Source organism: Paenibacillus sp. FSL M7-0802, assembly GCF_038004945.1.
GTDB classification, from domain to species: domain Bacteria; phylum Bacillota; class Bacilli; order Paenibacillales; family Paenibacillaceae; genus Paenibacillus; species Paenibacillus polymyxa_B.
Genome location: NZ_JBBOSD010000001.1, coordinates 446,567 through 465,860, shown reverse-complemented (window position 1 = coordinate 465,860; position 19,294 = coordinate 446,567). Strand labels below are relative to the sequence as shown.

Sequence of the window (19,294 nt, the reverse complement as noted above, 5' to 3'; positions counted from 1 at the left end):
AGAGTGGGGAAACCCACTCTTTACTGTTTGATATACAGTTACAACGTGAAAAGGTTATTTTTGGGCACGAAACCGGTACGCCGGTTTATTTGCAGTGAGCCCGAAATGAACATTACATCAAATGAAAATGAAAATGCCGGTGATGGAGAAGCATTGTCCATGGTAATAGGGCGTCTTTTTTTCACCACAGGAAAGTTCACTTTTGGAGGTTATAATCTTTGAGCACACCAAAGATCAAATCAGTAGTAGAAGAAATGGCCCAACCTTACCTCGATGAGCATGGTTTTGAACTGGTCGATGTCGAGTATGTCAAAGAGGGCAGCAATTGGTTTCTTCGCGTTTTTGTGGACAAAGACGGAGGAATTGATCTGGACGACTGCAGTATGATCAGTGAATATCTGGGTCAAAAGTTGGATGAAAATGACCCTGTTTCTACAGCATATTTTCTGGAAGTGTCTTCACCAGGCGCCGAAAGACCGCTAAAAAAAGCGGAGGACGTTACTAAAGCGGTAGGCAAAAACGTATTCGTTACTACATACGAGCCGATCAACGGCCTGAAGGAATTCGAAGGTCGTTTGCTTTCTTTTGAAGATGGGGAACTCACCGTTCAAAGCGGACAAAAGAAGCATGTTATACCTTATGACAAGGTAGCTGGTGCAAGGCTCGCGATCATATTTTAATTCAGATTTGACTGTTGCTGTTTGACATGTACTACATGTTTTTTGCCTCGTGTGCCGACCAGTACGCAGGTGCATCATTTGAAAGGGGGAGCAGTAATCCATGAGTATGGATTTTATTGAAGCAATGAACGAGTTGGAAAGAGAAAAGGGGATCAGCAAGGATGTGCTGTTTGAGGCCATTGAAGCAGCCTTGATTTCCAGTTACAAACGGAATTTCAACACCGCACAAAACGTGCGTGTTGATATGAACCGCAACTCGGGAGTCATTAAGGTATATGCCCGCAAGCTGATCGTTGAGGAGGTATTGGATCCTCGCACCGAGATTTCGTTGCCTGCGGCCCGTGAGATTAACCCGCATTTTCAGTTGGAAGATATCGCTGAAATTGAAGTCACACCACGTGATTTTGGACGGATTGCTGCACAAACTGCGAAGCAGGTCGTGACCCAGCGTATCCGCGAAGCGGAACGGGGACTGATCTACAACAAGTTTGTGGACAAGGAAGAGGATATTGTAACAGGAACTGTACAGCGCCAAGACCCACGTAATATTTATATTGATCTTGGTAAGGTGGAAGCGGTTCTCCCGTTAGGTGAATTGATGCCTAATGAGAAATTTAGCCATCTGGATCGAATTAAGGCTTATATCACCAAGGTAGAAAACACAACCAAAGGACCGCAAATTATGCTGTCCCGATCACATCCGGGTCTGCTTAAGCGTTTGTTCGAACTCGAAGTGCCTGAAATTTTTGATGGTGTTGTAGAGATTCGTTCCGTAGCGCGTGAAGCAGGCTTCCGTTCTAAAATCGCGGTTCATTCCCGTAACGCCGAGGTTGATCCGGTCGGCTCTTGTGTGGGTCCTAGAGGTACACGTGTACAGACCATTGTAAATGAGCTGCGTGGCGAAAAAATTGACATTGTACGTTATTCGGATAATGTTGATGAATACGTGGCTAATGCGCTGAGTCCATCCAAGGTGCTCGAAGTGCAAGTATTTGAAGAAGAGAAAATGGCGCGTGTTATTGTGCCTGATTATCAGCTTTCTCTTGCTATTGGTATCAAAGGGCAAAATGCTCGCCTTGCTGCTAAGCTTACGGGCTGGAAAATTGATATTAAGAGTGAAACACAGGCGGAGGAAGAACTCGGCAGACCGAGAACATCCACCGATGAAATGCATCAGGATTCCGTTTCTGTAGATTAAGCGGAGTGTAGGGGGGTTAATGCATGAAACAGAGAAAGATACCTTTGCGCAAATGTGTGGCCTGTCATGAAATGATGCCAAAGAAGCAGTTGATCCGTGTCGTCAAAACCCCTGAAGACGAAGTATTGATTGACTTGACTGGCAAAAAGTCGGGACGCGGCGCTTACTTGTGCGGCAAAGCCGCCTGCTTCAAGCTGGCTCAAAAGAGCAAGGCACTGGATCGAGCATTGAAGCACTCGGTTCATCCTGATATTTATGAGCAGCTAAGTCGTGATTTTGCTGCCGTCGAGGAAGAATTCCTGGCGGCACAAGGCAGCGTGCAGGATGAATAAGGCGCTGTCTGGATTGGGTCTTGCCATGAGAGCTGGCAAGCTGCTAACAGGTGATGAGATCGTTTTTAAAGCGATCAGGTCTTCAGAAGCCAAGCTGGTCATTCTTGCGAAAGATGCTTCAATGAATACTCAAAAGAAATTCCGCGACAAATGCGGGACGTACAAAATCCCCTTATTGATAGGATTTGACCGGGAAAGCTTGGGAAGCAGTATCGGCAAACCTGAACGGGTTGTGCTGGCTGTGACGGATCAAGGATTCGCGAAATTGATCAAGAAACATGCGGGGATAATGTCGGAGGTGGAGTATATTGAGTAAACAAGAAAGCAAAGACAAAGTGCGGGTATACGAATACGCCAAATCGTTGAACATGAGCAGCAAAGAAATTATCACCATTCTTAAACGGCTGGATATTCCCGTGAACAACCATATGAGCGTCATGGAACATGATGCCGTAGGTAAAGTGGAAAGTTTTTTTAAGAATATTAAATCCAATGCTGCGGCCAAGCAAGGCGGAGCAGGTACGGCGCAAGTAAGCTCGAATCAGGCCGGTTCAAGCCAGAATAGTAATCATTCAACTGAGCAAACCAAAAATCAACAGGAAAAGCAGGTAAGTATGAATAGGACAAACAACAACCAAAACAGTAACCGAAGTAGCGCTCCAAAAGCGCAAAGCAGTCAGCAGGGCGGTCAAAACCGCAGTCAACAAAGTACTAGCAGACCCACTGGTCAGCAAAGTACACAGAACCGCAGTAATGGTCAACAACAGGGAGGACAACAGCGTCCCGGCGGTAACACAGGTTCGCGTCCTCAAGGTAACCAAAGCACTAACTCACGCCCTCAGGGAAGTAGTCAGGGTGGTACGGCTGTAAGAACATCATCCTCCACAGGTAGCAACAATGCGAACCGTAGTGGTGGCAACCGTACAGGTAGTAACTCCAGCAACGGTGGTAACCGTTCCGGTCAAGGACGTTTTGACGATAACCGTCAAGGCGGCGGACGCGGTGGTAACGGTGGTCGTGGAGGCAATAATCGCGGCGGCAGCAATCGTGGCGGGAAATTTAACAATCGTGGTAAAGGTCAACAACAGGAGCGTCGCGAGAAAATCGACAACACGCCTAAGAAAATTATTGTGCGTGGTGAGATGACCGTAGGCGAAACAGCCAAGCTTCTTCATAAGGATGCGTCAGAAGTCATCAAAAAGCTGATTGTGCTCGGAACAATGGCGACCATCAACCAGGAACTGGATATGGATACCATCCTCTTGCTTGCCGGAGACTTTGGTGTCGAGGTAGAAGTGAAAATTCCTGTCGAAGAAGATCGTTTTGAAACCGTGGAAGAAAATGATGATCCTGCGGATCTCAAAACACGTCCACCGGTTGTAACGATTATGGGTCACGTCGATCACGGTAAAACAACTTTGCTGGATGCCATTCGCTCAACTAATGTAACCGGTGGCGAAGCTGGCGGTATTACACAGCATATTGGTGCATACCAAGTTGAAATTAACAGCAAAAAAATCACTTTCCTGGATACACCGGGTCACGAAGCCTTTACTGCTATGCGTGCACGTGGTGCCCAAGTGACAGATATGACGATTATCGTGGTTGCAGCTGACGACGGTGTTATGCCACAGACGGTCGAAGCTATTAACCATGCGAAGGCGGCAGGTCTGCCAATTATCGTAGCTGTGAACAAGATCGACAAACCGGATGCCAACCCGGATAAAGTGAAGCAAGAACTCACTGAATATGAATTGGTACCTGAAGAGTGGGGCGGCGATACAATTTTCGTCAACGTTTCCGCGAAACAAAGAATGGGTCTGGAAGACCTGCTCGAGATGATTCTGCTCGTAGCTGAAGTGAATGAGTACAAAGCGAACCCGAACAAACGGGCACGTGGTACCATCATCGAGGCAGAACTTGATAAAGGTCGCGGTTCTGTAGCCCGTATCCTCGTTCAGAACGGTACACTGAAAGTCGGCGATGCTTTCGTAGCGGGTAACTGCTTCGGACGTGTGCGTGCCATGGTCAACGATAAAGGTCGTCGTCTTAAGGAAGCAGGTCCTTCCACTCCAGTTGAAATTACTGGTTTGACAGAAGTTCCACTTGCTGGCGATCCATTCATGGTGTTTGAGGATGAGCGCAAAGCTCGTGCTATTGCTGATAGACGTGCGATCACGCAACGCCAATCTGATCTGGGCAGTAATACCCGTGTAACACTGGATGACCTGTTCCAACACATCAAGGATGGCGAAATGAAGGATCTGAACGTCATTATTAAAGGTGACGTACAAGGTTCCGTCGAAGCGTTGAAAGGTTCCTTGAACAAGATTGAAGTCGAAGGTGTGCGCGTTAAAATTCTTCACAGTGGTGCAGGAGCAATCACCGAATCCGATATTATTTTGGCAGCAGCTTCCAATGCTATTGTCATTGGTTTTAATGTTCGTCCGGATAACCAGGCGAAATCTACAGCGGAAGCTGAAAAAGTGGATATTCGTCTACACCGTGTCATTTACAATGTCATTGAAGAAATAGAGCAAGCCATGAAGGGCATGCTGGATCCTGAATATAAAGAAAATGTGATTGGGCATGCTGAAGTACGTAACGTATTCAAAGTTACTAAAGTCGGTACGATCGCTGGTTGTATGGTGACATCCGGTAAAATTACCCGTTCAGCAGAAGCACGCCTGATTCGTGATGGCATCGTCATTTTTGAAGGTAAAATCGACTCACTGAAACGCTTTAAGGACGACGCAAAAGAAGTTGCCCAAGGTTACGAATGCGGTATTACCCTTGATGGCTATAATGATGTTAAGGAACTCGACATTATTGAAGCGTTCGTCATGGAAACAGTGGAGCGCTAACGGCAGAGAGGTGAGCATCCATGGCTAAAATACGTACAGGTCGGGTTGGCGAGCAGATCAAGAAGGAGCTAAGCCAACTCATACAAACTGAATTAAAAGACCCCCGCATCGGTTTTATCACGGTAACGGGTGTCGATCTTACAAATGATTTGTCCCAAGCGAAAATATACTTGAGCGTGCTCGGGGATGAAGAACAAAAAAATTCTTCCCTGAAGGCATTGGACAAAGCGAACGGTTATCTTCGTTCTGAACTCGGCAAACGGATACGGCTGCGCCATATTCCTGAGTTGATTTTCAAAATTGACGAATCTATTGCTTACGGTAGTCGAATTGAAAAACTGCTGAGTGATATCGACAAGGATGAAAAATAAAACTTTTAGTTTGTCTGAAGGAACCATGAACTGAATGTAAAGGAGAAGGCAATGCATACCTATGAACAGGCGCTTCAACAAGCGAAGGAATTTATTCTGGAGCATGATGATTTCCTGATCGTATCGCATGTACAGCCGGACGGAGACGCAGTCAGCTCCACCGTAACGGTGGGCTGGCTTCTCTCATGTCTGGGGAAGAAATTTACCATGCTAAATGAGGGACCTATTCCCAAGCGTATGGATTTTTTATGGCATGCCGATGAGATTATGGATATGAGCCAGCAACCGCCAGAACGGAAATACAACCGGATCATTTGTGTAGATTGTGCGGATTACCGTCGTGTTGGTTTGACAGAGCAGTTTTTTACGGAAGATGCCATTATCCTGAATATTGATCATCATCCAACGAATGATGCGTATGGTACAGTTAATGTGATTAAGTCGGATGCTGCGGCAACAGCAGAAATTCTTTTTGACCTACTGAAAAAGTTTGCAGTAACCTGGGATGTCGAAATAGCTACGGCTTTATATACAGGGTTGCTAACGGATACAGGAGGTTTCCGTTACTCCAACACTTCACCGAAAGTGATGTCTACTGTGTCACAGCTACTTGCTTACGGTGTAGATGGTCCATCTTTATCCGAGAAATTGCTCGAGGAAATGACTTTTCCACAAATGAAGGTGCTGACAAAAGCATTGCAAACGCTCACGATGTCGGAGGATGGAAAAGTTGCTTGGGTCGTAGTATCACCTGACGACATGACGGAATGTGGCGCTGTAAATGAGGACTTGGAAGGCATTGTGAATTATCCAAGAAATATTCGTGGAGTTGAGGTAGGCATTTTCTTTAAGGTTATTAATGATCAAGCGGTCAAGGCCAGCTTGAGGTCGGCAGGGAATGTTGATGTAGCTGCGCTGGCTCAATCATTTGGAGGCGGTGGACATGTACGTGCAGCTGGCTGCCGGCTAGAGGGTAAGCTGGGAGATATCATTGAGACAGTTGTAGGGCGGGTGAAGTCTGAGCTATGAACCCGATAAAGAAGGAACAGGCAACTTGGGAAGGCGTTCTACCTGTCTATAAACCTGCTGGATTTACCTCTCATGATGTGGTGGCCAAGGCTCGCCGTTTATTAGGTATGAAGCGAATCGGACACACTGGAACGCTTGATCCGCAAGTAACTGGTGTTTTGCCTTTGTGTCTGGGACGTGCCACCCGTGTGGTGGAATACATGCAAGAGCGGCCCAAAGAATATCGGGCTACACTGCGATTAGGAATTGCCACGGATACCGAAGACCTAACTGGGAAAATCACGGAAGAGAGTGAACGTCCAGTAGAGGTGACGGAAGTGGAAGTCAAAGCGGTTTTGAAACGTTTTGTTGGTACGATTTCCCAAGTGCCTCCAATGTTCTCCGCGCTAAAAGTGGATGGCAAACGTCTATATGAACTGGCTCGAGAAGGCAAAACCGTGGAACGCAAAAGTCGTGAAGTGAGCATTTACGAGTTGGAAATGACGGGATTCGCGGAGACGGGGGCGTATGTGGATATTTCTTTTCGTGCCTTATGCTCCAAAGGTACTTATATCCGTACACTATGTGTTGATATTGGCCGTGAATTAGGATATCCTTCAACGATGGTTAAGCTGGAGCGAACCATGTCTGCGGGAATTCCTGCGGAACGTTGTCTGACTTTCGAAGAGATAGAGCGTTTCGTAGCGGATGGTAGTCTTGGAGAGCGACTTATTACAACGGATCAGGCGATTGACTATATGCCTGAGCATATAGTGGCTGAAGCCAAGGTAACTGCGGCTCTGCAAGGCCAACGTCTGTCGCTGAATATGATTTCACCACCTGTGACGGACAACCAGCCCTTCCGTTTGTATAAAGAGGATAAAACGTTTTTAGGCATATATGGTCGGGATGAATCAGACGCGATCGCTCCCATTAAAGTTTTTTTACCTTGAATTGTGCTATAATTTTGACGAAGTTAGTCAAATGATGTGAAATGCAGGTGAATTAATAATGATTACCGTATCGTTATCTTATCCATTGAGTGATGAGCTTTTGCAGCAATGGGGACGTCCACAGGTCACGGCGATCGGTCAGTTTGATGGTCTTCATCTGGGACACGCAAGCGTGATACGTAAGGCCGTTGCGCTGGCTCGTGAACAGCAAGTGCCGGTATCTGTCATGACATTTCATCCTCACCCAAAGGAAGTCATGAAAAAAGGCGATTATGAAGGTTATTTAACACCGCTTGCGGACAAGCAGACTATTCTGGCTGATATGGGTGTGGACGTACTTTATATTTTGAGTTTTAACGAAGAATTTTCTAAGGTCAGCCCTGAGGCGTTTATAAGCGATGTGCTGCTTCCGTTGCAAATTCGAACAGCGGTAGTAGGCTTTGATTTTCGGTTTGGCCACCGGGGAGCCGGGCATGAGGATACCCTCCGTAAGCTGGGAGGAGAGCTAATGTCTGTACACACCGTATCACCGTTCGAACTGGATGGGGACAAGGTGAGCAGTTCTGGCATTCGCCGTGCTTTACAGAACGGGGATCTAGCACATGCCTCTCGCTGGTTGGGACGTCCTTATCGTATCCAAGGTACTGTAATGGATGGAGAGAAGCGCGGACGTACGATCGGTTTTCCGACTGCTAATCTCAAACTGGATGATACCTACGTGATTCCGATCAAGGGTGTATACGCTGTACGGGCGCTTGTAGGCGATCGTTGGATAAATGGTGTAATGAATGTAGGGGTTAAGCCTACTTTTCATGAAGGTGTGCTGAATCCGTCGTTTGAGGTACACCTATTTGATTTTAATCAGCAAATTTATGGGAATTCTGTGCTTGTGGAGCTTCACCATTACATCCGCCCTGAACGCAAATTCTCTTCGGTGGATGAGCTGATCAGCCAAATTGGCAATGACGCACAAACGGCTAAAAAGCTGTTAGGCTAATTTATTTACATAAGACAGGCGCTGTGTTATACTGACTTATGTTGTGTAAACAACGATGAACCTTAGCTTGGTTGTCCGCTTTCACCGGCGGCTACGAGGCTAATGGCGATTATAATGAAGGAGGTGAACAGGATGGCATTGACTCAAGAGCGTAAACAGCAATTGATCGAGGAGTACAAAACTCATGAATCCGATACAGGATCACCAGAGGTACAAATCGCTATCCTTACTGAAAACATCGTCAACTTGCAAAGTCACTTTCGTTCGCACAAGAAAGACCATCACTCCCGCCGCGGGTTGTTGAAAATGGTCGGTCAGCGTCGTAAACTTTTGGCTTACCTGAAGAAGACTGATGTTAAACGTTACAGTGCGTTGATCGAGCGTCTCGGACTGCGTCGTTAATTTTCAGACATGTAATGAGAAAAGAAGCCTGGTTGTTCACCGCTTGTCCCTGCTAAGGCGACGGCGGACAGCAGCCGGGTTCTTTTTTGAAATGAGGAATCTTTTTTTGAATTACATATCCTGATTTGTCTGCTAGCTTCTTATGAATAAGCCCTGCGCAGGAAATACTGGATATGTATAGAACTTTTACAATGAAATGAAATGGAGGGATACCATGGAGCAACGCGTAGAAATGCAGCTCGGCGGAAGAAAGCTGGTGCTGGAAACAGGACGTCTTGCGAAACAAGCCAATGCGGCAGTTAAAGTGAGCTACGGAGAAACAGTTGTGCTTTGTACCGTGACCGCTTCCCGTGAACCGAAAGATTTGGACTTTTTTCCCCTGACCGTAAACTATGAGGAAAGATTGTATGCTGTAGGGAAAATTCCTGGCGGATTTATTAAACGTGAAGGACGTCCGAGTCAAAAAGCAATTTTGTCCAGCCGTTTGACAGACCGTCCAATTCGCCCATTGTTCCCGGAAGGTTTCCGGAATGATGTACAGGTGTTGAACCTGGTTATGAGTGTCGATCAGGATTGCGAACCTGAAATTGCAGCAATGATCGGAACCTCGGCAGCACTTAGCATTTCGGATGTACCTTTTAATGGGCCAATCGGTGGAGTCGCTGTAGGACGTGTAGACGGGCAATTTGTGATTAACCCGGATATTGCACAGCAGAATGCAAGCGATCTGTACCTGGTTGTAGCCGGAACGAAAGATGCCATCATGATGGTAGAAGCCGAGGGCAATGAGATTCCAGAGGAAGTTATGCTGGAAGCTATTATGTTCGGTCATGATGAGATTAAGAACATTGTGGCAGTCATTGAACAATTGGTGCAAGTAGCAGGTAAAGAAAAAATGCAGGTTAAACTGCATGCTGTTGATGAAAAAGTGAACAGTGAAGTACGTGCTTATGCAGCTGAACGTTTAATGGAAGCTGTTAAAATTGCAGAAAAACACGCCCGTCAAGAGGCGATTGATGCAGTCAACGAAGAGACAGTTGCCCATTTTGAATCACAATACATAGAGACACCTGAGCTTTTGAGCGACGTGAGCGAAGTTCTCTATGATATCGTCAAGGAAGAAGTACGTCGTCTGATCACGCATGATAAAGTGCGTCCTGATGGTCGTAAGCTTGACGAAATTCGTCCGATTGAAAGCGACACTAGCATTTTGCCGCGTACTCATGGTTCGGGCTTATTTACACGCGGTCAAACGCAAGCACTTAGCATTTGTACACTTGGTGCATTGGGTGATGTACAAATTTTGGACGGTATTGATCTGGAAGAAACAAAACGCTTCATGCATCATTACAATTTCCCGCCATTCAGCGTAGGTGAGGCTCGTCCTTTGCGTGCGCCAGGCCGTCGTGAAATCGGACATGGTGCTCTTGGTGAACGTGCACTTTCCAAAGTAATTCCTTCCGAAACTGAATTTCCATACACCATCCGTTTGGTTTCCGAGGTACTGGAATCAAATGGTTCGACTTCACAAGCTAGTATTTGTGCAAGTACACTGGCTATGATGGATGCAGGTGTACCGATTAAAGCTCCGGTTGCAGGTGTAGCGATGGGATTAATCAAGGATGGAGACCATGTTTCCGTATTGACTGATATCCAAGGGATGGAAGACCACCTGGGCGATATGGACTTTAAAGTTGCTGGTACCGCGGAAGGCGTAACTGCCATTCAAATGGATATTAAAATTAACGGTATTGACCGCCAGATTTTACAGGATGCGCTCAAGCAAGCTAAAGAAGGACGCTTATTCATTCTTAGCAAAATGATGGAAGCGATCCAGAAGCCACGTGAGCAGTTGTCTCAGTATGCTCCAAAAATTATGACGATGCACATTAACCCGGACAAAATCCGTGATGTTATTGGAGCTGGTGGTAAAATCATCAACAAAATCATCGAAGAAACCGGCGTGAAAATCGATATTGAACAAGATGGTCGTGTGTTCATCGCTTCCACAAATCAAGAGATGAATGAAAAAGCACGTTCCATTATTGAGGGTATCGTAAAGGAAGTCGTGGTCGGTGAGATTTACATCGGTACAGTAAAACGGATTGAGAAATTCGGTGCATTTGTTGAAATTTTACCGGGCAAAGATGGTCTGGTTCATATTTCTCAACTGTCTACTGAACGTGTAGCCAAGGTTGAAGATGTAATTGCTATTGGGGATACAATTACGGTGAAAGTAACCGAAATTGATCAACAAGGTCGTGTCAATCTGTCCCGTAAGGCTGTTCTGACTGCAGAAGCACCTGCAAAATCCTAGGTACCTGCATGTTGCAGACTAGAAAGGCAGGAGTAGCTTTTCGTATTAACAGTACAAGGGATTTGAATAGCATTGTTTAAGCTTTTGGAAAGAGGCAGAGCTACGTTTCTGGCTCTTTTTTCATACATATGCACAAGCTGCGCCAAAGTAGGCTTCTAGAGGCTACTGCGTCATAGTTCTTGTCCTCCCCGCATACAATGTGGACAAACGGGCGGGAGGATGAAGGAATCATGAGTAGGGCAAAAAGAGCAGTGTGGGTGGTAGCCAGTTTAGCCATCACACTGGTAATCGGACAGTTTAGCGGGGTTCGTGACTTCGCTAATCAATTACGCAATGGAGACGCTACAGGAGTTGGGGAGCCTAAAGCTGAAACAACGATGGCGATGGCGGCTTTACCCGATAATGCGCTTATGCAGCGACTAAGAACAGAAGCAGCCCGTCAGCGGCGGGAACCAGTTGATGCCAAGATCGACAGGGTATGGAAGGCTATTCCAGGCTATAACGGACTGGAGGTGGATTTGGATGCTACCTATCGCAAAGCGATTGCATCTCCGGATCGACCCATTCAATATGTATATCGGCAATTGGCACCTAAAATACATTTAAATCAGCTTGGTAATGTTCCAATTTACAAGGGGAATCCCGAAAAGCCAATGGTATCCTTCATGATCAATGTAGCATGGGGGAATGAATTTATCCTGCCAATACTGAACACGCTGGATCAGGAAAAGGTCAAGGCTACATTTTTTCTTGATGGAAGTTGGCTGAAAAAAAATCCTGAACTCGCCAAGGAGATTCAAAAAAGAGGACATGAGCTTTCGAATCATGCTTACTCTCATCCGAATATGAGCCGTCTGAGTCGGGCCAGAGCCACACAAGAAATTGAAAAGACACAAGAGCTTCTTCAAGAAACTTTGGGCGTCAAAAATAACTGGTTTGCCCCTCCATCGGGCGATTTTAATCAGCAAACGGTGGATATAGCAGCAGAACGTGGGCTCAAAACAGTGTTGTGGACATTGGACACTGTAGATTGGAAACATCCGTCACCGGAATCGGTGATTAACAAAATCAGTAGTAAGGTTGAATCAGGCACACTGATATTAATGCACCCAACAGATTCCTCAGCGGCTGCTCTCAAAGGCATGATCCATGCCATTCGTAGTAAGGGACTTGTGCTCGGAACTGTCAGTCAGACACTTTCCCCTGATCGACAGCTACCTGCTCTGGTTGAGTGAACGTCTTTTTTCTGTTAGGATTGAACATTATGGCTAAGTATGCAATTCAGTTTAGGAGGGCCAATCGTGGAAAGAATTCAACTCAAAAACGGCCTAAGAGTGGTCATTGAAAAAATTCCAACCGTGCGTTCTGTTTCTTTCGGTATCTGGGTTAAAACCGGCTCCCGAAATGAAACGCCGGACAATAGCGGTATTTCTCATTTTATCGAACACATGCTTTTCAAAGGAACAGAGCGTTTTAACGCTAAGGAAATCGCTGAGCAATTCGATGCCATCGGAGGAAATGTTAATGCTTTCACTTCGAAGGAATATACATGCTATTATGCCAAGGTGTTGGATGAGCATCTACCGATCGCAGTTGATGTGCTGTCTGATATGTTTTTTAATTCCAAACTAGATCAGGAAGAATTGGCAAAAGAGAAGAATGTGATTTTGGAGGAAATCTCCATGTACGAGGATACACCGGATGATATGGTGCATGATCTTGTATCTCGCGCGGCCTATGGTGAACATCCACTGGCTTATCCGATTCTCGGAACCGAAGATCACCTGCTTGCTATGGATAGCTCACATCTCAGCCATTATATGAGGGAGCATTATACAATCGACAATACAGTTATCAGTGTGGCTGGTAATGTTGATGATCGCTTGGTAGAATTGTTGGAGCGACATTTTGGACATTTTGATAATCATGGAACCGTTTCGCCGCTGACAGTACCTGCGTTTAACGGTGAGCTGTTGTATCATGAGAAAGCAACGGAGCAAAATCATATTTGTTTATCCCTGCCTGGATTTGCAACGGGTGACGAACTCCAGTATGCTATGGTTTTGCTGAATAACGCGATCGGCGGCGGCATGAGTTCACGTTTGTTTCAAGAAATTCGGGAAAAGCGTGGACTGGCTTATTCGGTCTATTCCTATCATAGCTCCCATGCGGACAGTGGTATGTTCACGATCTATGCAGGTACGGCTCCTAAGCAAACAAAGGACGTGCTGGATTTGACGCTGGAGCTTTTACGAGATGTGGCTGTCAACGGTTTGGACGCTAATGAGCTTCGTAAAGGTAAGGAGCAATTAAAAGGAAGTTTGATTTTAAGCCTTGAAAGTACAGGTAGCCGGATGAATCGGCTTGGAAAAAATGAATTGATGCTTGGTCAGCATTATACGCTGGATCAAATGATCGAGCATATCGAGCAAGTGACGGCAAATGATGTGAATAAAGTGCTGGATCGGATGTTCTCGGAGCCGTTTGCCCTGTCGATGGTGGGAGCGAGTGATTCAGCGGTAAAGGATATGAGGAGGGACTATTTTGTTAACTTACGTGGAAATTAACAGACTCGCGGGCAATGAAGATATTGAGCTGCCCCGCAAAATGTCAGAGCTTGCATCAGGGTTTGACTTGTATGCAGCAGTACAGGAAAATCTGGTACTGGAACCCGGCAAACGTTGCCTCGTTCCAACTGGATTTGCAATAGCTATGCCAGCGGGATTGGAGGCACAGATCCGTCCGCGAAGTGGACTGGCTCTTAAGCATGGTATTACTTGTCTCAATACACCGGGAACGATTGATGCGGATTATCGTGGGGAGATTAAGGTACTTCTTATTAATTTGGGCGAGGAATCGTTCACGATTACGCGCAATGAGCGAATTGCACAAATGGTATTTCAGGTTGTACCTGAGGTAGAGCTGAAACAAGTAGACCATTTATCTGAAACAGTGCGTGGTGCTGGAGGCTTTGGCCATACAGGACGCTGAGGTTATGGTTGGTTTGCGATATACGAATGTCTATTTTGTAAAATCTTCAAATTTCTTGCTTAAGAGTAAGCATGCAAATAAAGGTCGCCTCATAAAGGGGCGGCTTTTTTTTGTGTTTTTTCACCCCTCTCCGGGCACTCGCATAGACTAAAAGCATATCGTGTCTCGGAAAGGAGTGATCCGGATGCTAACAGGAATACGCGTCGTTGTTTTGGGTGGCGATGCGAGGCAGCTTGAGGTAATCCGCAAATGTGTGGACATGGATGCTACCGTCAGTGTGGTCGGTTTTGACAAGCTTGAAGTACCACTCAAAGGAGTGACACTAGAACCAATGTCTGTCAAGCTGCTGGAATCGTCAGACGCACTGATTTTGCCGGTGGTGGGATGCGATGAGGAAGGCAACGTAAATGCACTTTTTGGAGCACAGAAGCTCCAGTTTCTGAATGAGCATGCTGCTGCTCTTCCACCGCATTGTGTTGTATATACAGGGATGGCGCGGACGTACTTAAAAGAAATTTGTACCAGACATGAGTTAAAGCTGGTAGAGCTGCTGGAGAGAGATGATGTGGCCATATACAACTCTATACCTACGGCCGAAGGCGCACTGATGATGGCCATTCAGCATACCGATTTTACGATTCACGGTGCAGATTGTATGGTTCTAGGCATGGGACGGACTGGATTTACCATGGCAAGGGCACTACAGGGGTTGGGAGCCAGAGTGAAGGTTGGAGTACGGCGGGCAGAGGATGCAGCGAGAGCCGTGGAAATGGGTTGGAAGCCTTTTATGACAAGGGATTTAGCGCAAGAGACAAAGGGAGTTGACTTGATTTTTAATACGATACCCTCTATGATTATCACAGCGCAAATCCTGTCTAAATTGCCATTGAGCACCGTGATTATAGATCTTGCTTCCGCCCCGGGCGGATGTGATTTCCGTTATGCGGAAAAGCGTGGAATCAAGGCTATGCTTGCCCCTGGTCTTCCCGGTATTGTTGCTCCCAAAACTGCTGGTGCCATTATAGCGAATACGCTGGTGCAGTTGTTAATGGAAGATAATCCTGATCGGGGGGATGCACAATGAGTTGGCAAGGGAAAACAGTAGGTTATGCAATTACAGGCTCACATTGCACATTTGAAGAGGTAATGCCTGTTATACAGCGCTTTGTTGATGAGGGTGCGAAGGTCATTCCTATTATATCCAATACAGTACTAACAACGGATACTCGCTTTGGTACTTCGCAAAGTTGGCAAAAACAGTTGAAAGATATAACAGGGAATGATATCATTTCTACAATTGTGGAGGCTGAGCCACTGGGTCCCTCCCAAATACTCGATGTGCTGGTGATTGCACCTTTGACGGGGAATTCAATGAGTAAGTTAGCGAATGCGATGACAGACAGTCCGGTTTTGATGGCTGCCAAGGCGCAATTGCGCAACGGTCGTCCACTTCTTTTAGCCATATCTACTAATGATGGACTGGGTCTAAATGCTGCCAATATCGCCAAATTACTCGTAGCCAAAAATATCTTTTTTGTGCCGTTCGGACAGGACAATCCAGTTAAAAAGCCGAACTCGCTTGTAGCTAACATGGAGTTGATTCCCGAGGCTGCTTATGAAGCATTGCAAGGTAAACAGCTTCAGCCGATGATTGTGGAACGCAAGACCCCATGAAGTACTATAGTTAACTGCTGAGCATCCCTCGCCTAGAAGATGATTCGATATTGTATCGAGTCTAATTTCTTGTTGGCGGTGGATGCTTTCAGAATAAAAAATGGTTTTTTAGTCGAGAAGGGGAGATACACCAGATGAGCAATAGAAAGTTTAATGTAGCTGTCGTTGGAGCAACAGGCGCTGTAGGAGAACAGATCGTAAATCTGCTGGAAAAACGGGATTTTCCTGTGGACAAAATCAAATTTCTTTCTTCGCCTCGTTCTGCCGGCACGTTAATTAGCTTTAAAGGTCAGCAAATTCCAGTAGAGATTGCTACCCCCGACAGCTTTGAAGGAATCGACATTGCTTTGTTTAGTGCAGGTGGAGACGTAAGTAAGGAATTGGCGCCGCATGCTGTTCGTCATGGGGCGGTTTGCATTGACAACACCAATGCATTCCGAATGGATCCGACAGCTCCTCTTGTAGTGCCTGAGGTGAATAGCGACAAAATTGCCGAGCATCAAGGAATTATTGCGAACCCGAACTGCTCCACCATTCAGATGGTAGCTGCTTTGAAACCATTATATGATCAGTATGGCATTTCTCGTATCATAGTATCCACATACCAGGCCGTTTCCGGGGCTGGAAGCCGAGCTATTGATGAATTGAATCGTCAAAGCGCAGCGATTCTTAACGGTGATGAAGTTCAGCCTGATCTGTTGCCAGTAGGCTCGTTGCCAGTAAAGCATCAGATTGCTTTCAATGCTATCCCGCAAATCGATAAATTCCAGGACAATGGTTATACACTGGAAGAAATGAAAATGGTACGTGAAACGAAAAAAATACTGGGTGACGAATCTGTGGACGTAACAGCAACGTGTGTACGTATTCCTGTTGTATACGGTCACTCGGAATCTGTATATGTAGAACTTAAAAAAGATTATGATTTAGAAGAAATCCGCAATCTGCTGGCTTCGGCACCGGGAGTAACGCTAGTGGACGATCCTGCTGCTCAGCTTTATCCACTGGCATCCGAAGCTGCTGGAAAACCTGACGTATTTGTGGGGCGTGTACGCCGTGATTTGGGCAATAGCCGTGGATTGAATTTGTGGGTTGTATCCGATAATCTGCTCAAAGGAGCGGCATGGAACGCGGTGCAAATCGCGGAAATTATTGCTGCAAACGCGGAGTAACGTTCCGATATGGGGGAAGAATAATGGGTATTTTGGTGCAAAAATTTGGGGGAACCTCGCTGTCCACACCTGAAGCACGTCAACTTGTGCTGGCACATGTGAAGCGGGAGCTGGAGCAAAATCTTCAATTGGTTGTTGTTGTGTCGGCCATGGGGAGAAAAGGAGAGCCTTATGCCACCGACACGCTGCTGGATTGGGCGGCGTCTAACGGCGACAGTCTTCCGAAGCGCGAGCGGGATTTACTGCTGTGCTGTGGTGAAATTATTTCTGCTGCTACATTATGCAGCCTGATGGAGAAGGAAGGTATTCCTGCTACGGTGCTAACTGGGGCACAGGCGGGCTTTATTACGGATGATCAATACGGCAATGCTCGTATTTTGGATATAAAGCCAGACCGTGTTGTTGAAGAGTTGAACCAAGGCAGAGTTGTCATTGTGACAGGTTTTCAGGGACAAACAGCAGACGGTGATATGACCACCTTGGGTCGGGGCGGCAGCGATACGTCAGCTACTGCTCTGGGTGCTGCTCTACATGCGGATATGGTCGATATTTATACGGATGTGAATGGTATATTAACCGCCGATCCGCGCATTGTGGAAAATGCAAAGCCACTTACACATGTTAGCTATACGGAGATTTGCAATATGGCTCATCAGGGAGCAAAGGTTATCCATCCTCGTGCTGTTGAAATCGCCATGCAGGCTAATATCCCGGTCCGTGTTCGCTCTACCTTCTCTGAAGGAGAAGGTACGTTAGTTACCCACCCGGAAGGCTTTAAAGACGTGCAGGCAGACATCGTAGACCGTTTCGTGACCGGTATTGCGTATGTCGGCAATGTCACTCAGATTAATGTTGAATTAAAGCCGGGTTTGGAGCACTTGCAATTACAAGTATTCAAATCTATGGCTGAACATGGAATCAGCGTTGACTTTATTAACGTAACTCCATCGGGGGCAGTTTATACTGTGTTCGATCATGATGGAAGCAAAGCGGTTGAAGTATTGAACGGTTTGGGTCTAGAACCTAAGATACTGGCCGGGTGTGCTAAAGTTTCTGTCATAGGCGGTGGTATCAACGGGGTACCGGGCATTATGGCGACGATTGTGGAGGCATTGGCAGAATCAGACGTACAGATCCTTCAATCCGCAGATTCCAACACGACGATCTGGGTACTTGTTAAAAAAGAAGATATGGTGCAGGCTGTACGCGCATTGCATAATAAATTTGAACTCCATCAATAGGTGCATTGTCCGTGCTCGGACTTGCAAAAAGGAGGCAGCATGGTGAACTTCGGCAGATTGATTACCGCAATGGTGACACCTTTTGATCAGCAAGGAGAGATTGACTGGACTGCATTGTCCTCGTTGATTGATTACTTAATAGAAGAACAGCACTCAGAGTCACTTGTTGTATCTGGAACAACAGGGGAGTCTCCTACCCTGAGCGATGATGAAAAAATCAAGTTGTTTGCATTTGTTGTAGAAAAAGCAGCTGGACGATGTAAAATTATTGCCGGGACTGGAAGCAACAATACGCGTCACTCTATTCATCTAACCCGTGCCGCGGAGCAGGCAGGAGCAGATGGTGTTCTACTGGTAGTACCATATTATAATAAACCGAATCAGGAAGGGATGTATCAGCATTTCGAAAGTATTGCAAACTCCACATCCCTTCCAGCTATACTGTATAATGTTCCAAGCCGTACTGGAGCGAGTCTAACAGCTGAAACAACGCTGCGTCTTGCACAAATTCCGAACATTGTGGGAACCAAAGAATGTGCATCACTTGCGCAGGTCACACAGATTGCAGCGTCAGCGCCAGAAGGTTTTCTGGTTTATTCCGGGGATGATGCTTCTGGGTTGCCTGCTATGGCTGTAGGTGCTTATGGTATTATCAGCGTAGCGAGTCATGTGGTAGGTGCTGAAATGAAGCAGATGATCGATTCACTTGTAGGAGGACACTCGCAGGAGGCAGCCAAGTTGCATCAGCAGTTGTTCCCGATTTTCAAGGGTTTGTTTGGCTGTCCTCATCCTCTGCCTAATCCGGTGGCAGTAAAATATGCATTGGAATTACGGGGGATTAAGGTAGGTTCGGTTCGGTTGCCACTCATTCCTCCAACTGAGGATGAAGCGGAATTTATTAAGAAATTATTTACCCGCTAAAGAGAAATAGGAATGTAAGCTGTTAATTAATACTAAGGAGTATCCTTGTTAAGGGCAGTCGGTAGGTACAAAACCGATAGAGTTTATTGTCTGACAAGGTTCTCCAGCGTGAAGGGCGTTCTTATAGGACGTCCTTTTTGCTGTGCTTTCAACCATGTATGTAGATAAAATGA

Annotated in this window: 19 protein-coding genes; all 19 read left to right on the top strand. The window is 46.2% G+C overall.

What is annotated here, in order from left to right; all coding sequences use genetic code 11:
- Nucleotides 1–218: 218 nt before the first annotated feature.
- The 19 genes from rimP to dapA all read left to right on the top strand — a co-directional run bounded on the left by rimP (nucleotide 219) and on the right by dapA (nucleotide 19,121).
- A complete protein-coding gene (rimP, locus tag MHB54_RS02435; RefSeq protein WP_013309926.1) occupies nucleotides 219–680 on the top strand; it encodes a ribosome maturation factor RimP in 462 nt (153 codons plus the stop codon).
- Between the two features lie 100 nt (nucleotides 681–780).
- On the top strand, nucleotides 781–1,878 hold the full coding sequence (gene nusA, locus MHB54_RS02430; RefSeq protein WP_013309927.1) for a transcription termination factor NusA: 1,098 nt from the start codon (nucleotides 781–783) through the stop codon (nucleotides 1,876–1,878).
- A gap of 23 nt (nucleotides 1,879–1,901) precedes the next feature.
- Nucleotides 1,902–2,210, top strand: a complete 309-nt coding sequence (gene rnpM / locus MHB54_RS02425; protein ID WP_007430067.1) for an RNase P modulator RnpM — start codon at nucleotides 1,902–1,904, stop codon at nucleotides 2,208–2,210.
- Nucleotides 2,203–2,526, top strand: a complete 324-nt coding sequence (locus tag MHB54_RS02420) for a L7Ae/L30e/S12e/Gadd45 family ribosomal protein (RefSeq protein ID WP_025720915.1) — start codon at nucleotides 2,203–2,205, stop codon at nucleotides 2,524–2,526. Before rnpM ends, MHB54_RS02420 begins: the two co-directional genes overlap by 8 nt.
- A complete protein-coding gene (gene infB / locus MHB54_RS02415) occupies nucleotides 2,519–5,074 on the top strand; it encodes a translation initiation factor IF-2 (protein WP_028542714.1) in 2,556 nt (851 codons plus the stop codon). The genes MHB54_RS02420 and infB overlap by 8 nt, the downstream gene beginning before the upstream one ends.
- Nucleotides 5,075–5,094: 20 nt before the next feature.
- Entirely contained in the window at nucleotides 5,095–5,445 is a 351-nt protein-coding gene (rbfA, locus tag MHB54_RS02410; protein WP_010346342.1) for a 30S ribosome-binding factor RbfA, read from the top strand.
- Between the two features lie 51 nt (nucleotides 5,446–5,496).
- Entirely contained in the window at nucleotides 5,497–6,474 is a 978-nt protein-coding gene (locus tag MHB54_RS02405) for a DHH family phosphoesterase (protein ID WP_264453879.1), read from the top strand.
- A complete protein-coding gene (gene truB / locus MHB54_RS02400; protein WP_053325268.1) occupies nucleotides 6,471–7,406 on the top strand; it encodes a tRNA pseudouridine(55) synthase TruB in 936 nt (311 codons plus the stop codon). Before MHB54_RS02405 ends, truB begins: the two co-directional genes overlap by 4 nt.
- A gap of 58 nt (nucleotides 7,407–7,464) precedes the next feature.
- On the top strand, nucleotides 7,465–8,403 hold the full coding sequence (locus MHB54_RS02395) for a bifunctional riboflavin kinase/FAD synthetase (RefSeq protein ID WP_028542712.1): 939 nt from the start codon (nucleotides 7,465–7,467) through the stop codon (nucleotides 8,401–8,403).
- 132 nt (nucleotides 8,404–8,535) lie between these two features.
- Nucleotides 8,536–8,805 (top strand): 30S ribosomal protein S15, encoded by a 270-nt coding sequence (rpsO, locus tag MHB54_RS02390; RefSeq protein ID WP_007430074.1) that lies wholly within the window; start codon nucleotides 8,536–8,538, stop codon nucleotides 8,803–8,805.
- Nucleotides 8,806–9,019: 214 nt separating this feature from the next.
- Nucleotides 9,020–11,122: a polyribonucleotide nucleotidyltransferase gene (gene pnp / locus MHB54_RS02385; RefSeq protein WP_023988221.1), complete on the top strand. Its 2,103-nt coding sequence runs from the start codon at nucleotides 9,020–9,022 to the stop codon at nucleotides 11,120–11,122.
- Between the two features lie 230 nt (nucleotides 11,123–11,352).
- Nucleotides 11,353–12,357, top strand: a complete 1,005-nt coding sequence (locus MHB54_RS02380; RefSeq protein WP_179085422.1) for a polysaccharide deacetylase family protein — start codon at nucleotides 11,353–11,355, stop codon at nucleotides 12,355–12,357.
- 66 nt (nucleotides 12,358–12,423) lie between these two features.
- Entirely contained in the window at nucleotides 12,424–13,689 is a 1,266-nt protein-coding gene (locus MHB54_RS02375) for a M16 family metallopeptidase (protein WP_023988223.1), read from the top strand.
- Nucleotides 13,667–14,113 (top strand): dUTP diphosphatase, encoded by a 447-nt coding sequence (dut, locus tag MHB54_RS02370; protein ID WP_023988224.1) that lies wholly within the window; start codon nucleotides 13,667–13,669, stop codon nucleotides 14,111–14,113. Before MHB54_RS02375 ends, dut begins: the two co-directional genes overlap by 23 nt.
- Before the next feature lie 184 nt (nucleotides 14,114–14,297).
- Nucleotides 14,298–15,197: a dipicolinate synthase subunit DpsA gene (gene dpsA / locus MHB54_RS02365; protein ID WP_028542709.1), complete on the top strand. Its 900-nt coding sequence runs from the start codon at nucleotides 14,298–14,300 to the stop codon at nucleotides 15,195–15,197.
- Nucleotides 15,194–15,787 carry a dipicolinate synthase subunit B gene (locus MHB54_RS02360; RefSeq protein WP_023988226.1) on the top strand — a complete coding sequence of 198 codons (594 nt, stop codon included), beginning with the start codon at nucleotides 15,194–15,196 and terminating at the stop codon, nucleotides 15,785–15,787. Before dpsA ends, MHB54_RS02360 begins: the two co-directional genes overlap by 4 nt.
- 134 nt (nucleotides 15,788–15,921) lie before the next feature.
- Nucleotides 15,922–16,959 carry an aspartate-semialdehyde dehydrogenase gene (locus tag MHB54_RS02355; RefSeq protein WP_013309939.1) on the top strand — a complete coding sequence of 346 codons (1,038 nt, stop codon included), beginning with the start codon at nucleotides 15,922–15,924 and terminating at the stop codon, nucleotides 16,957–16,959.
- A gap of 23 nt (nucleotides 16,960–16,982) precedes the next feature.
- On the top strand, nucleotides 16,983–18,200 hold the full coding sequence (gene dapG, locus MHB54_RS02350; RefSeq protein WP_013309940.1) for an aspartate kinase: 1,218 nt from the start codon (nucleotides 16,983–16,985) through the stop codon (nucleotides 18,198–18,200).
- A 39-nt stretch (nucleotides 18,201–18,239) separates the two neighbouring features.
- Entirely contained in the window at nucleotides 18,240–19,121 is an 882-nt protein-coding gene (gene dapA, locus MHB54_RS02345; protein ID WP_028542708.1) for a 4-hydroxy-tetrahydrodipicolinate synthase, read from the top strand.
- Nucleotides 19,122–19,294 lie beyond the last annotated feature (173 nt).

What these genes read in the sequence shown, in the direction of transcription:
- MHB54_RS02405 (WP_264453879.1), top strand. Translation starts at nt 5,497, where the DNA reads ATGCATACCTATGAACAGGCGCTTCAACAAGCGAAGGAATTTATTCTG.
- dapA (WP_028542708.1), top strand. Translation starts at nt 18,240, where the DNA reads ATGGTGAACTTCGGCAGATTGATTACCGCAATGGTGACACCTTTTGAT.
- MHB54_RS02355 (WP_013309939.1), top strand. Translation starts at nt 15,922, where the DNA reads ATGAGCAATAGAAAGTTTAATGTAGCTGTCGTTGGAGCAACAGGCGCT.
- rbfA (WP_010346342.1), top strand. Translation starts at nt 5,095, where the DNA reads ATGGCTAAAATACGTACAGGTCGGGTTGGCGAGCAGATCAAGAAGGAG.
- MHB54_RS02395 (WP_028542712.1), top strand. Translation starts at nt 7,465, where the DNA reads ATGATTACCGTATCGTTATCTTATCCATTGAGTGATGAGCTTTTGCAG.
- dapG (WP_013309940.1), top strand. Translation starts at nt 16,983, where the DNA reads ATGGGTATTTTGGTGCAAAAATTTGGGGGAACCTCGCTGTCCACACCT.
- rnpM (WP_007430067.1), top strand. Translation starts at nt 1,902, where the DNA reads ATGAAACAGAGAAAGATACCTTTGCGCAAATGTGTGGCCTGTCATGAA.
- dpsA (WP_028542709.1), top strand. Translation starts at nt 14,298, where the DNA reads ATGCTAACAGGAATACGCGTCGTTGTTTTGGGTGGCGATGCGAGGCAG.
- rpsO (WP_007430074.1), top strand. Translation starts at nt 8,536, where the DNA reads ATGGCATTGACTCAAGAGCGTAAACAGCAATTGATCGAGGAGTACAAA.
- MHB54_RS02380 (WP_179085422.1), top strand. Translation starts at nt 11,353, where the DNA reads ATGAGTAGGGCAAAAAGAGCAGTGTGGGTGGTAGCCAGTTTAGCCATC.
- MHB54_RS02360 (WP_023988226.1), top strand. Translation starts at nt 15,194, where the DNA reads ATGAGTTGGCAAGGGAAAACAGTAGGTTATGCAATTACAGGCTCACAT.
- truB (WP_053325268.1), top strand. Translation starts at nt 6,471, where the DNA reads ATGAACCCGATAAAGAAGGAACAGGCAACTTGGGAAGGCGTTCTACCT.
- nusA (WP_013309927.1), top strand. Translation starts at nt 781, where the DNA reads ATGAGTATGGATTTTATTGAAGCAATGAACGAGTTGGAAAGAGAAAAG.
- pnp (WP_023988221.1), top strand. Translation starts at nt 9,020, where the DNA reads ATGGAGCAACGCGTAGAAATGCAGCTCGGCGGAAGAAAGCTGGTGCTG.
- MHB54_RS02420 (WP_025720915.1), top strand. Translation starts at nt 2,203, where the DNA reads ATGAATAAGGCGCTGTCTGGATTGGGTCTTGCCATGAGAGCTGGCAAG.